General features: G+C 45.9%; 12 protein-coding genes and 2 rRNA genes. 2 read left to right on the plus strand and 12 right to left on the minus strand.

Features of this window, described 5'->3' with window-relative positions; genetic code table 11:
• Positions 1 to 123: 123 nt before the first annotated feature.
• Positions 124 to 2,589, plus strand: coding sequence for a cation:proton antiporter (locus JW881_19400; protein ID MBN1699691.1), 2,466 nt, complete (start codon positions 124 to 126; stop codon positions 2,587 to 2,589).
• A 95-nt stretch (positions 2,590 to 2,684) separates the two neighbouring features.
• On the opposite strand, the gene JW881_19405 is transcribed toward JW881_19400, so the two are convergent.
• From JW881_19405 to JW881_19415, 3 genes are all read right to left on the minus strand, one after another.
• Entirely contained in the window at positions 2,685 to 3,584 is a 900-nt protein-coding gene (locus JW881_19405) for a class I SAM-dependent methyltransferase (protein ID MBN1699692.1), read from the minus strand.
• A 68-nt stretch (positions 3,585 to 3,652) separates the two neighbouring features.
• Complete coding sequence (locus tag JW881_19410) at positions 3,653 to 4,525, minus strand: M23 family metallopeptidase (GenBank protein ID MBN1699693.1); 873 nt, start codon at positions 4,523 to 4,525, stop codon at positions 3,653 to 3,655.
• A gap of 1 nt (position 4,526) precedes the next feature.
• Positions 4,527 to 5,627, minus strand: a complete 1,101-nt coding sequence (locus JW881_19415) for a hypothetical protein (protein ID MBN1699694.1) — start codon at positions 5,625 to 5,627, stop codon at positions 4,527 to 4,529.
• 129 nt (positions 5,628 to 5,756) lie between these two features.
• Between JW881_19415 and cdd the strand changes: the two genes are divergently transcribed.
• Positions 5,757 to 6,185, plus strand: coding sequence for a cytidine deaminase (cdd, locus tag JW881_19420; GenBank protein ID MBN1699695.1), 429 nt, complete (start codon positions 5,757 to 5,759; stop codon positions 6,183 to 6,185).
• Between the two features lie 233 nt (positions 6,186 to 6,418).
• Here cdd and JW881_19425 read toward each other — a convergent pair whose 3' ends face one another.
• The 9 genes from JW881_19425 to JW881_19465 all read right to left on the minus strand — a co-directional run.
• Positions 6,419 to 7,240, minus strand: coding sequence for a hypothetical protein (locus tag JW881_19425; GenBank protein MBN1699696.1), 822 nt, complete (start codon positions 7,238 to 7,240; stop codon positions 6,419 to 6,421).
• A 12-nt stretch (positions 7,241 to 7,252) separates the two neighbouring features.
• Positions 7,253 to 8,941: a DNA repair protein RecN gene (gene recN, locus JW881_19430; protein MBN1699697.1), complete on the minus strand. Its 1,689-nt coding sequence runs from the start codon at positions 8,939 to 8,941 to the stop codon at positions 7,253 to 7,255.
• On the minus strand, positions 8,934 to 9,788 hold the full coding sequence (locus JW881_19435) for an NAD(+)/NADH kinase (protein ID MBN1699698.1): 855 nt from the start codon (positions 9,786 to 9,788) through the stop codon (positions 8,934 to 8,936). Before JW881_19435 ends, recN begins: the two co-directional genes overlap by 8 nt.
• Before the next feature lie 108 nt (positions 9,789 to 9,896).
• Entirely contained in the window at positions 9,897 to 10,919 is a 1,023-nt protein-coding gene (locus tag JW881_19440) for a DegT/DnrJ/EryC1/StrS aminotransferase family protein (protein ID MBN1699699.1), read from the minus strand.
• An 8-nt stretch (positions 10,920 to 10,927) separates the two neighbouring features.
• Positions 10,928 to 11,407 carry a chemotaxis protein CheW gene (locus tag JW881_19445; GenBank protein ID MBN1699700.1) on the minus strand — a complete coding sequence of 160 codons (480 nt, stop codon included), beginning with the start codon at positions 11,405 to 11,407 and terminating at the stop codon, positions 10,928 to 10,930.
• 83 nt (positions 11,408 to 11,490) lie between these two features.
• Positions 11,491 to 12,108, minus strand: coding sequence for a protein-L-isoaspartate(D-aspartate) O-methyltransferase (locus JW881_19450; GenBank protein MBN1699701.1), 618 nt, complete (start codon positions 12,106 to 12,108; stop codon positions 11,491 to 11,493).
• Positions 12,109 to 12,164: 56 nt separating this feature from the next.
• Positions 12,165 to 12,887, minus strand: coding sequence for a 5'-methylthioadenosine/S-adenosylhomocysteine nucleosidase (locus JW881_19455; GenBank protein MBN1699702.1), 723 nt, complete (start codon positions 12,885 to 12,887; stop codon positions 12,165 to 12,167).
• 460 nt (positions 12,888 to 13,347) lie between these two features.
• Positions 13,348 to 13,471, minus strand: a 5S ribosomal RNA gene (gene rrf, locus JW881_19460).
• 97 nt (positions 13,472 to 13,568) lie between these two features.
• Positions 13,569 to 13,807: ribosomal RNA gene (locus JW881_19465) — 23S ribosomal RNA — on the minus strand; the annotation flags it as partial.

The raw sequence follows: 13,807 nt of genomic DNA on the forward strand, positions 1-13,807 counted from the left end.
CTCCCTGTCAAGGCGGCGCCGGTACGGCTGATAGATCTACATTCGATGAGCCATACATGAGTTTCGAGACCGCGGACCTGTTCTCTCTTGAATACCCTCCTTATTTCATTTATGCTTGAGGATATGGATGTATCCGCTTTTCTGCCTCCTTATCATCACCCGCTGGCTGTTTACGGCGTTATCGCCGTCCTCCTCATCGTCATTCCCCTCGTTTTTACTAAATTGAAAATCCCCGTCATCATCGGGCTTATCACGGCGGGCATCGCAGTCGGCCCCTTCGGTTTTCACATTCTCGAAAAGGACGCGGCGGTCGATCTGCCAGCCACAATCGGGTTGCTTTACATCATGTTCTTAGCCGGTCTTGAAATCGATCTCCTTCAGTTTACGCAAAGAAAAAAAGACAGCGCGGTATTCGGAATCCTCACGTTTATTATCCCCCTCGGTATGGGAACGGCTGCCGGCATATTTTTTATACGGATTGACTTGCCGTCTTCCATATTGCTCGCGAGCATGTTTTCATCCCATACCCTCATTACCTATCCGATCATATCACGTTTCGGTCTTGCAAAAAGCAGAAGCAGCGTGGCGGCTGTGGGCGGAACGATCCTTACCGATATCATCGCGATTCTTATACTCGCCGTCATAGCGGGCAATGCTCGGGGAAATCTCAGTTATCTGTTTCTTATGGAACTCGCGGGATTTCTCTTTTTTACCGTGGTAATGATACGTTTTATTGTGCCTGTTATCGGTAAATATTTTTTCCGCCGTATCGCGCCGGATGACATCATCCAGTATTGTTTCGTCCTGGCCGTAATGTTTCTTTTTTCATTGACGGCCGATATCATGGGCCTCGAAAAGATAATCGGCGCGTTTCTGGCCGGCCTGGCGCTCAACAGACTAATACCGGAGAAAAGTTCCCTCATGAACCGTATCCGGTTTATCGGCAACGCTCTCTTTATTCCTGTTTTTCTCATTTCCGTCGGAATGCTGATCGATCTCCGGCATATGCTGATTTCTCCCCGGGCATGGATAATCGCAGGGGTAATGTCGGCGATAGCGGTTGTTTCGAAAGCGGCTGCAGCCGGACTCACCGGCTGTCTGCTCAAGATGAATCTGAAAGAAGGTTTACTTCTTTTCGGCATGAGCGTCAACCAGGCCGCCGCCACGCTTGCTGCGGTACTCGTCGGGTACAGTCTCGGACTGTTCGACGAAGATATTCTTTCAGGCACCATTATCATGATCATGGTGACGATCAGCGCCGGAACCTTCGTCACCGAACGGGCGGGACGCTATATGGCCCTGGAGGAACAGAAAACCCCAAGCACCTACATCGCCAGACCCCAACGGTTCGTCGTCGCCGTCAAGGACCAGACAAATCTCTCTCTGCTGCTCGATCTCGCATTCTACATCCGGCCCGAAAACAGCCATGAAGCGGTCTATCCCGTGATGATTATCTCCGGGCATGAACCGGAGGGAAATGAACTCGACGCCGCGGAACGCGTCATGACGGACGCGGTACTCCGAGGGTCTTCGCACGGTATTCCGTTGAATCCGGTTATTCGGTCGGAAACACAAATACAGGAAGGCATTTTCCGCAGTTTCAGGGACAACCGCGGGACGATACTGATCACACAATGGACGGGTCCGAAATATTTTTATTCCGGCATCTACAGCACGATCATCGACGGCATTCTCGAAAAACTCGATGAGGCGATGCTCGTCTGCAGGATGTGTACCCCGCTGAACGGGACGAGCCGGATCGTCGTCATTTTACCGCCGTTTATCGAAAAGCTCGAGGGATTTCAGGAAGCACTCTCGTTATTGAAAACACTCTCCTCAGCAATCAATGCAGGCCTATCGCTCCAGACCACAAACAAAAAAAACGCCGCCGTGATAAAAACCGTTATGTCACGTCCGCCCCGATGTTCCTGCACGGTAGACGAAACGCTATCGCTTCAACACCTGCCGAATGCACTCACCTCACGAATCCAACAGACCGACCTGATCGTGTTATTCAATATAAGAATCGGCAGACCGGCGTGGCGTCCCAGGTTGAACAGGCTTCCCGGAATGTTTTGCCGGAGTTTTCCGTACAATAATTTTATTTCACTGTATCCGTGCGAAAAAATCACAGGAGGTGAGGCAGTACGCACGGCCAACGGCCCCCAGCTTCGAACGACGATTGACCCGCAGACGATATTTTCCACGGAAGGATTTGAAACATTCAATGCATTGATTTCGGCTTTCATCGAAAAAATGTTTCCTCTTCTTCCGGAGGAGGACAAATCGGTGTTATTCTCGACGATTACCCGCATCGTTACCGAAGAGGCCATACAAATAAAAGAAGACGTCCTCCTTGTCCACGCACATGTCCCGTGTGTCGAGCGCGTATCGGTTTTTTATATATTCGACAAAGGTAAAAGCGGTTTTCAGGAAATGAAAAACAACAAAGTGCTTGTCATGCTGCTCGGTCCAAAAGATCTTTCTCCGGAAGTCCACCTTCAAACGCTTTCGCAGCTCGTCCGGCTTGTAAAAAACGATCATTTTGTCGGAGATATTGTAGCGGCACGGAATTTTTACCGGTCGTGAAACGATGCATCGCGTATCGTCCCGATATATGCCGGTGAGCGATACCTCATCCACGCATCATTGAACCGGCACGAAACTGCCGCCCGACAAAAGCCTCATTCAGGCACGGGCGGAGGAGACAGCCGTCCGGTATCGCCGTGAAGCGCCGCCGCCGGTTTTTTAACAAGAAAAAGCATGACATCGCCGAAACCGAATTTTTTCGCGAGGGTATCGACGGGTTTTTTTATCCATAACGGTACGGTTCCGACAGCGAGGCCGCCCCATGTAATATGCCTGACGACGGTGAATCCGACCTCGCCGCACAAACGGGAAAGAGTCGGTTTGGTAAAAAGATAGAGATGATCCGGTATCGCCGACCGCCACTCCTTTCCGAATAATCGCGCCTGGAATCCGCCGATATTGGGCGTAGTGACGATCGCGTATCCGCCCGGTTCGAGGATTCTGTACACCTCTTCAAGCAGCCCCCTCGGGTCAGTCACGTGTTCGATGAGATGGGAAAAATGAACGATAGAAAAAAAAGAATCATCAAAACGGGCTTCATGAAGAGAACCGATATAAATATCAAGACCTCTTTTCGCGATGCCGTATTCGGCCGATTCCCTGCAGATATCGACACCGGATACATTCCATCCCTTCGCCCTCATGTAATCCAGAAGCATACCGGTGGCGCACCCGATATCCAGAAATCTGCCGCCCCCCGAAAAATCGGTGGGCCGTATATCATCGAACCCGATGTCTTTAAGCCCCAGTTTCATCAATCCGAAAAAATTTTTTTCATTGGATATTTCATATTCGAAATAATCGTATGTATATCGATTTTTAAGATCACACATCAGAGGTTGCGGATTCTGAAAAACAAGCCGGCAGTGATTGCATCTGACAAAGACATGATGATCTCCCCGCATAATACATTTACAACTGTCCGCCCCGCAGACATTGCATGCCACTTTTTTATATGAAGAGCCTTCTCTGTATTCCGAATAAAATGTCTTCACCCCTGTTCCCGCACTCCGTCATCTGGCCTCAAGTGGTATATATACCGATTATCATCAAAAGCCCGCGGTCACCGCTTTACGGCGGTTATCATAAAATCCTTCGTCGCCGAGTTCCCGGAAGCGTCTTTCACGACGATCGTAATCCGGGATGTCCCTTCATAAAAATCGAAATGTCCCAACCGGATCATCCATGCCGATTCATACACATCGGAACAGGTTTCCCGGGTATGAGAAAGGACAAGCCTGTTTTCCGCTTCCCGTAATTTCTCAAAAGTAATTGTCGTTTTCTCCTGGCCATTGAGAATGAAAGAAAACTCGTACGGCGCCAGTTCCCACAGATTCCTTGTGTCTTCGCGAAGATCATAGGCGTTGATCAGGATTTCTCCTTCACCGGCAGTTATCGTGATATCATCATCGAGTCTGATGGTATCATTGGCCCGTCTCAAAAAGATGCCCGAGATAACCGGCTTTTTTTTGTCCGTAAAAAAAGGAATAAGATTTCTGATCGGATTAAGTAATTCATTCTCTTCGATGTTGAAAATCATCAGGTTCAGGTTGCCGCCGATCGTGGCCCCCGTGTCTCCGACTTTCGCCAGCACGTCTTCCCGCCCGGGTGTGATGTTCCGTCTGTTGATCGAGCCTTTTTCGAGATAAGCGTATACCGATTGTATATCGCCCTCATGCCAGAGAGCGATAAAGCTTCCCAACCCATAGGGAACCGGGGAAAATTCCCGCTTTTCTTCATATGAGAAAATCACCTCCCCGTCCGCTATCGGATACACGTTCTCTCCCCGTCCGGCAAAAAGAATACCGGGATTGAAATCACCGCCTTCATACTGGCAAAACGTACTCATGACGGCTTTATTGACGACCGGCCAGTCGAATCCATAGCAGATAAAGATAGTGAGTGAGAGTATCAGTACCAGTTGTATTCTTTTCATTTTATCGTTCCGTTACCTCACAGACCAAAAGATCGTCATCCGTACAGAACGTCAAAAAGCCTCCTGCCTTACCGGTACGGATATTCATGTCCCCGCAGACCGTCCTTATCACTTCACGGGCAGGTGGTATGAAAAATGTAATCTCCGTTTTATTGTTCGAGGTTAATGGTCCCCGTGACGTACAAACGACCATGTCACTCTCCGTAAGGGGACAAATATCGATAAGCTCTCCCCGATGAACGATCGAATGAAATATCCTAGCTTTTACATCAAAAACAAGAAGTTCTTTTTCACCCTCGATAAACAAAAACCTGTCGAACGGGGAGAAACGAAGGATTACCGGCCGCCTGAACGCGGTCCCCGTGTCGAAATAAACAGGACCTGAAAATTTCATATTTTTTTTCTCGATAATGACGAGTTTTTGTTTATCGATACCGTAAAGGGCTGCAATATACCTTCCCGTATTGCTTACGAGGCACCCGTAAATGACAGACAATCGGCTTTCCCGGGATTCAATGGTATGAATGCATTTCCCGCTTCGATCGAATATGTTTATGATGCCGTTTAAAAGACCGACAGCAACGATATCGGAGCCCGCGGAAAAACCGGTTAAGATAGAAGCGAACTCCGCTTCCCATATTTTTTCACCCTCGAAGGTAATTTCACATAATCCCGTTGCGTTTGTCTTAACGAGAAACAACCGGTCGCCGCTTCCGCTGAAAAGCGGATACCCCGGATTGTTGAAACTAGAAATAAACTCACCATAGGGATTAAAAAAAACCATGGCCTGATTTTCATCCTGTATCGAAGAATAATTTATAAATCCATTTTCCGACAAGGTGACATTATAGAGGACCGTATCCTTATAGATGAGTCTGCCGTCACCGTCGATATACCCGAAATGATCCGCGTTCCTGAACCATCCCGGCTTTTCGTTCGTCAGGACATCGGGTATGTTTTCGGCGGCTTCTGAAAGGTGATAGAGTTCGTGAGGATATACAACGATTTCCTTTCCGGTCGGGAAAGGAAAAACCAACAGGTAAAAGACATAAAGAATGAAAGCAAAAATAATCGTGCCCTTGATTTTTCTTTTTTTACTCACCTGCTGTCCCTAACCGTATTAATCTGATATCATAGCCTGTATTTTTGCACCTATCCTACAGAGATACATCCCGGTTGTCAAGACCGGGATGAGACAAGGACTGATTTCATAAAAAAGGATGGCCGAATCGTGAAAAAAATACACAAAAAAAATCTCCTCGAGGCGGCAAAAAAGGCATCGCATACATCATACTCCCCCTATTCCTCTTTCCGGGTCGGCGCGGCACTGCTTTGCCGTGACGGGACGATCATTACCGGCACTAATGTTGAAAACCGGTCCTTCGGCCTGACCTCATGCGCCGAAAGAAACGCTCTCTATTCCGCGGTCGCATCCGGCAAACGCGATTTCCTTGCCGTCTGTATTTACAGCCCGGACCATAAAACCGCACTGCCTCCATGCGGGGCGTGCAGACAGGTCCTGAGCGAGTTTGTCCGCGATGATTTTTCGATTATCATGGCCGGGGACGAGGAGGTGGTTGAAACAACCATCGCCGAACTTCTTCCGTGGGACAGTCTGCACGGATTAACCCCTCCTTCTCATGAAGATGATAACCGTTAAGAAATTTTTGGTCGCTATTTGCACACAAAGCGATACTGCTGTATGAGCCGGGTTTTGAGGCGATTATTCCATAATGCTTCTTTTTCTATAGGAAAAACGGCCCCTGCAAGCGACGTTTTCCGAAGGATGCGGCATTATTGTGAAGGTGATTACGGAAATCAACCGGTACCTCATTATTCTATCGGCCGCCTATCGTCTCGTCCGTTTTCTTCCTTGTCCGGCTTCACCTTCCCCTATACGTAGCCCCGCTTCTTTTTCTCTTCCTCTTTCTTTTTCAAGTCGGCTTCCATTTTCGTATTCCAGACATCGATCTTTTTCTTCACCACATCGATATTATGGATTTCGTTGAGATTGATATACAGACGTTTCAATGACCCGAGATAATTGATTGCCAGTTTCATATCATCGAGGCGTTGAGTCGAAAGTTCGTACTTTTCCCTGTATTTATCCGCCGCTTTCTGAAGCAGACGTTTTACCAGTTCCAGCCAGTTATAACGTTCTCCGTATCCTTCGATCCTCGGATCGAGTTTCTTGATCATATGTTTGAGATCGAGCAAATTCTTCGCGACCGTCGCGTAACGGCCGAGGAGTTCGACAAAGGACCACTTCCATTTCGAGTTCGCGCCGAAACCGTCTTCCACAGCCTGAATCGAATACCCCAGTTTTCGAACAAGGGTGTACCGCCTGGTGTCGTCGATCATGTCGATGCTTGCCATATGCCCATCCAGTTCGGAAAACGGCACATCGATGTACGGTGTCACCGCCTCTTCGAGATAGATGATGCTTTTATAAAGGCATTTTCGCGCATCATTCAAGTAAGACTCATTTTTAATACCGAGCATGGATACCGAAAGAGCGTTGAGGACGACATAATATGAAACCAGAACGAGATTGTCTTCCGCCAGTTCGATTCTTCTGGGATTGAGCGAGAGATCTCCTTTTTTAAGGGTGAGCTTTATTTTTTTTTCTTTCTCCAGGATCGCGTTGATCTTGCTTTTATATTCCTTGCTGTTTTCTATATATTTATCTCGCGCCTGTTTGCTTATCTTCGCCATTTTCTCCCATCCTTACGAAGTACCATATTTCGTTAATAACTCCTCGGCATGCCGCAATGACACTTCGGTTTTACTGTCACCGGAAAGCATTCGTGATATTTCTTCCTTTACCGCCTGCCCGCGTATCGTGTATACCCTGGTAAAGGTTCTGTTATCCTTGATATATTTTTCCACTTTTATATGATTATCGGCTCTCGCTGCAATTGTTGCAAGATGCGTAATACAAAGAATTTGTTTTTTTTGTGAAAGATTTTTCAGCTTTTCACCGACTGATATCGCGACCTCACCCCCGATTCCGGCATCGACTTCGTCGAAAATAAGCGAAGAAATATGATCTTCTTCCGCCAATACCGATTTAAGGGCAAGCATAACCCTGGATATTTCACCGCCCGAGGCTATTTTCTTCAATGGTTTGAAGGGTTCTCCGGGATTGGGTGAGATGACGAACTCGATGACATCGATACCGTACGGCGTATACAGGGTCTTCCCCTCGGGATTTTTCTTTTCTTTTACATCGACCTTGAAGCGTACCTTGGGCATCCCGAGATCCTTGAGTTCATTCTCGATGCGTGATTGTAATATTCCAGCCGATTTTTTCCTTTGAGCAGAAAGTTCGCCCGCCAGTTTTTTAACGTCAGCCTCCAATCCCGCGATACTCTGTTTCAGACGCTGTTTTTCTTCTTCCCAGTTTTGAATTCCCTCCAGTTCCTCTTCCGATTTCCTGCAGAATGCAAGAACCTCCTCAATCGTGTCCCCGTATTTCTTTTTGAGATTTCTCAAGAGATCGAGCCGCTCTTCACACTCGGATAGGCGCTTGGGATTATATTCGACCGATGAACGGTACTGCCGTATGCTTTCAACAAAATCCTCGATTTCATAAAACGCGTCCTGAAGCTGATTGCCGAGTGCGGAAAGTCCCGTATCGATCTGGACGATTTCTTCCATATCTTCCCTGGCTTTTCTGAGTGACGAGAGGGCGCCGCCTTTGCTTTCAGACGTGACGTGATAGATTTCCTCCACAAGTCGGAAAAGACGTTCATGATTCGCAAGGATTTTATGTTCCTTTTCAAGCTGTTCTTCCTCACCCGGCTTCAATTGGGCATTCGTTATCTCCGTAATCGCGTGCTCTAAAAAATCGATCTGCCGCAGCCGTTCCCGTTCCGAACTGACTAGTTTTGAAAGTTTTTCCTTCTGCGAAGCGAGTTCCATAAACATGCCGAAAAAGCGTTTCGCGGCTTCCTCCGTATTTCCGTATCTGTCGATCAGCTTCCTGTGATTTTCGACATTAAGCAGGGATTGATGTTCATGTTGACCGTGCAGATCAAAAAGAAGCGACGCGAGCCCGTTTAAATCCGTTCTGGTCGAGGGTGTCGACCCGATATAGATACTTCCCCTTCCCGACTGCTTTACGACCCTTCGCAATATCACCGTATCATCCGAGACCGCGATACCACGTTCCTGAAGCCATTCTCGGGCTTCCCTGTTTTTCGATACATTGACGATACCGTAAATCAGGGCTTCTTCGGCACCTGTTCTGATGGCGGATCCATCGGTTTTCTGACCCAGAATGAGACCAAGCGCACCGACCAGAATCGACTTGCCTGCTCCCGTCTCGCCAGTCAGAAGATTCAAGCCCTCACTGAACTTTACATTGACCCTGTCAATCAGTGCATAATTATGGATTGCCAATTCTTCAAGCATGTGGTTCTCCCGACCAGTTTAATTTTGTCCGCAGCACTTCATAAAAATTTCTTTTATCCGAATTGATTATCCTTGCTTTTTTTCCCGCCTGAGCGAATATAATTTTATCCCCCGGATTCAGTGAAAATACTTCCTGTCCGTCGATGGTGAGAATAATATCGGTCCGCTGTATTTTTTCGACAACGACGTTGAGAACTTCACTGCCCGGTACGACAATCGGTCTGTTTGAAAGGGTAAAGGGGCAGATCGGATTGAGAATGAGGGCTTCCATTTCAGGGTGGAGGATCGGGCCTCCCGCCGCCATTGAATAGGCGGTTGAACCCGTTGGTGTGGCGATGATCACCCCGTCGGCGCGGTACCGGCCGACATAGGTTTCGGAGAAATACACCTGAAACCATACTATGCGGGAAATACCATACGCGCTGATAACGGCGTCGTTCAATCCCGTCGAGCAAAAAATCCGATTTCCTTCCCGTTCGACTTCGACCTTTACCATGACACGTTCGCTTATACTCAGCAATCCCTCCCGGTATTTATCCAGTGCGTCTTGCCATTCGTGCCGCGAAATCTCCGTAATAAACCCGAAATCACCAAGGTTGACACCGAGAATCGGGATTCCGAATCGTGATAAAAGCCGGGCGCTATGAAGAAGGGTGCCGTCGCCTCCAAGGGAAAGGGCGATATCGGCAGTAGCCGCCCGTGATTCACGGATGTCGTCATTGTATGCGAAAACACCGATATCTACGTTACCGGAGTCGAAATAAGAAGATATTTCTTCGATAATTGATTCAACGTCGTTTTTTGAATAGTTGGCTATGATTAAAATATCACGGATCTTTTTTTTCATGCCCTTTTCATGACCTGTTATCAGATTGATCGTAACTATGTCTGCATTGTTTATAATTGGAAACCACTCGTCAAACCGATTGCCTCAATCAGCTATTGTATCATGAAACTATGGAAGCGTCGAGAGGACTCGTGCGATTAAATCAATATTTTTATTCCCGAGCATCGGATATAGTGGAAAGAGCAGACAGCGAAGCAGCAGATTTTTCGCATGAGGAAATTCTCCCTTCTCCGCCGAGGTTAAAGAAATGATCGAATCGAGAAAAGCCGGCTGTGTTTCAATATTCTTTTTAAGGGCGTATTTCCTTACATCATTCATACTTCCGTTGAGGACAACGGGGAAAGAATAAAATCCCGGTTCCGCATCGAGCTTTTGTTTCAGTGTCGTGTGAGATGATTTCATAATAGCCTGTGAGAAGACCCTCTCGATTTCTTTTCTTCGCGATATATAGGCATCTGCATCTTTTAGTTGGGACATCCCGAGGCTGGCCGCTATGTCGGACAGGAGGAGATCCCGCGGAATGCGTTCTTTTTTTTCCTTTATTTTCCTGTAAATACTCTTATGTTTGGTGAGAATTATACCGCCGTCGCCCGATGTGACAATACCCGAAGAAGCTAATGAGAGAACGGCAATGTCGCCGAACGTACCGCATACATCCTCTCCCATCCTGTTTCCGAAACTCTGTGATATATCCTCTATAACGGGAATCCCGAATTGTGACAATCCTTCGAAGTCGGGAAGGAAACCGAGGGGAGAATGAAGGAGTATCGCCTTGGGTTGCCGGGGAAGCAGTTTCTCGACTTCATCCACGCTGAGGGTTCCCGTTTCCGGTTCGACATCACCGGTTAAAGGGATAAAACCGTTTTCTTCGCAAAGATATCCGTATATTTGCGGAGAAAGCGATGAGAGAATGATATGGTCGGAAGGCTTCACATCGATGATATCAAGGGCGATCCGAAGCGCATTATAATAGCTTGAAAATGCGAGACCCCCTGAAAGATTAAGAAATGCGGACATTTTTAATTCAAACTGATGTGAACGATTTCCTGGACCTATTTCTTCTGAAACCATACAGGTGAGGACACTATCCATATGCTTACGCTTGATCGTGGGTTTAAATATCGGAATCATTGGTTAACCTATTGTTTAATTTTAGTGAGTTGCTGCAACTCTTTTGGATCAAAAAGCTTTTTTATATTCAATATAATGAGATAATCACCGCTTTCATTCACAACCCCCAGGATATACTCCGCACCTATTCCTGAAATTATTTTCGGCGGTAGTTGAATCTGTTTCTGCTCGATTGATACAACGCGTGATACCCTGTCGATGATAATGCCGAGCTGGGTTCCGGCTACATCGATAATAATATAGCCGCTCAAAAGTTTATCGTCATCCGAAAGTTCCGCTTTTTTAATGTGAAATCGTTTGTGCAGATCGATGATCGGATAGATGATGCTTCGCAGATTGAGAATACCTGCGACATAGGGCGGTGCATTCGGTATCGGCCTGATATCGATCATCCCGACAATTTCTTTCACATCCATTATATCAATACCATATTTTTCACTACCGAGCTGGAATGTCACCAGCTGTATTCTTTGTTCGGTTTCATTCATATTCTGCTCCTGTTACTATTATAGTAAAACTTGCGTTAATTTCTATATCATTTCCTGATAAATAATTTTTTTTTTAACAAAACCTAAGGTTCAAACGCATATTTGCCGATAAGCGGGACAAATCTGCACCCGATACTTTCCTTTGTTTCAAATGAATGACCGATTCTCCTGATAACCGTCAACACCTGGTAGCTTCTATAGTCGCCGATCGGGACAACCATGATGCCGTTATCGGTAAGCTGCCTGATCAGATTTTCCGGTATCGTCGGAGCGGCCGCAGTAATGATAATCCTGTCAAAAGGGGCCTCCTCGGCCCACCCTTCGGAGCCGTCACTGATACGCGCTTGTATATTTTTATATTCCATTGCCTGGAGTACCATCATCGCCCTCTTAAAGAGTGACGGTACTCTTTCTATCGTATACACCTCCCGGGCAATCTCCGCTAGAATCGCTGTCTGATAGCCGCTCCCCGTTCCGATTTCCAGCACCCTGTCCCAGGTCCGGATATCCAGAAGTTGTGTCATCAACGCGACAATATACGGTTGTGAAATCGTCTGCCCCTGACCGATTGATACAGGGTGATCACCGTATGCTTTCTGTTTGGAAGCCCCCGATATAAAAAGATACCTGGGTATTTTTTTCATGACAGAACATATTTTTTCGTCATAAATTCCACGTGATTTTATCTGGGTCTCTACCATTTTCTCCGCATATTTATCTATTTCCCCATTATTTGTCAACAGAGGCCTCCAGGAAATCAATAAACAATTATTTTCTTTTTATCCCAAAAATCCTTTATATATGAAAACCATTCTTTTTCAATACAAACATTGATATACGTATAGAGTTTTTCAATAGCACTATCGAAATTCTCTTTAAAATCCTTATGCACATTTTCATCCGCTTTATCCGTTATTATCCTAATACTCAAACACGGGATATTTCTTTTCAAAGCGCAAATAAAAACACCTGCCGTTTCAAAGTTACACGCACAGACGTTAAAAAGTCTTCGAATTCGTGCCTTTTTATCGTCTGAATTGACGATTATTTCACCGCATGCCTGATCGCCGCAGGAAACGTTCGCTCCCTCTTTTATTATACGATTTTCACCGAATTTATCAAATCCGGTTGAAATCAGCATACGCTTCAATTTTTTTTCCGGTATTCCGTAACCTGAAATATCATATTCATGGCAACTGGTTGCAATAATTATCGTTCCTGCTGCAACAGTATCATCGATCGCGCCGCATGATCCTGTGTCGATAATAAATTCCGGTAATACCGCCTCAATACCAAATGCCGTAGCGATCCCCGCCCGCGCCTTTCCTTCACCTGAATTTATTATATACGTATCATAATTTCCCGCTTTTAAATTGGATATTTTAAATCCCGCTATTTCCATTTCTTTCGATTTCTTGAATACGCTTAAGGCAGCCTTATATTCATCATTCATCGGACAAACGATCAATATTTTCATCATTGTTATCCTTGTATCATCCAATTCACTTATTTATTTTATACTCCTTATTTTCTTTTTTGTCACCGTTTATTTGTTGATATGTATTCATCATTTTTATTTAGCCAATATTATTTTCACCGAATAAAAAAAGGGGCTGCCCAAACTTATTGGTCAGCCCCAATTTTTTATACCCCAGGGCAAGGAAAGGAGGTAAACTTACCCTTGTTAAATAATATTTATTTTATAAACAGTTACCGGCTTTAAAGGTTACATTTTTCTCGCAAATGCGGCCCTTGTTTTTTAAAAATTAACAACCATTATTCATTTGCCGTTTTACAGATTATCTTCATCAATGCCGTTTTTTTTCTTTATGTTCGCTTATTCTATTCTTTTTTTTATCTATGAGGTTCGATCGTTATTTGTATAAAAAAAATACCCGGCAACGTCCTACTCTTCCACCCCTCGCCATTTTCGATTTAATTTCTTTCGATCCCGTATGTTTCATCGGTTCGAAAATGGTGAGGGGCAGTACCATCGGCGAAGGAGGGCTTAACTTCCGTGTTCGAAATGGGAACGGGTGGAACCCCTCCTCTATAGTCACCAGGTAAATTATTCTTATAAGGATTCTGTATGACACGCTTGCTTTTTCCGCCGAACGTGTAATACGGATTCCTTTTTAAGGTTTAAGGGTTAATCAATAATATGGTCAAGCCTCACGGTAAATTAGTACTGGTCGGCTGAATACGTTACCGCACTTAGACCTCCAGCCTATCAACCAGATCATCTCTCTGGTACCTTCAGTCTGTTTAAAACAGATGGGTTGCCTCATCTTGAGGTGGGCTTCCCGCTTAGATGCTTTCAGCAGTTATCCCTTCCGAACATGGCTACCCAGCAATTACCCTTGGCAGGATAACTGGTACACCAGAGGTTCGTCCATTCCA

The organism is Spirochaetales bacterium, from assembly GCA_016930085.1.
In the GTDB taxonomy this organism is placed as follows: domain Bacteria; phylum Spirochaetota; class Spirochaetia; order SZUA-6; family JAFGRV01; genus JAFGHO01.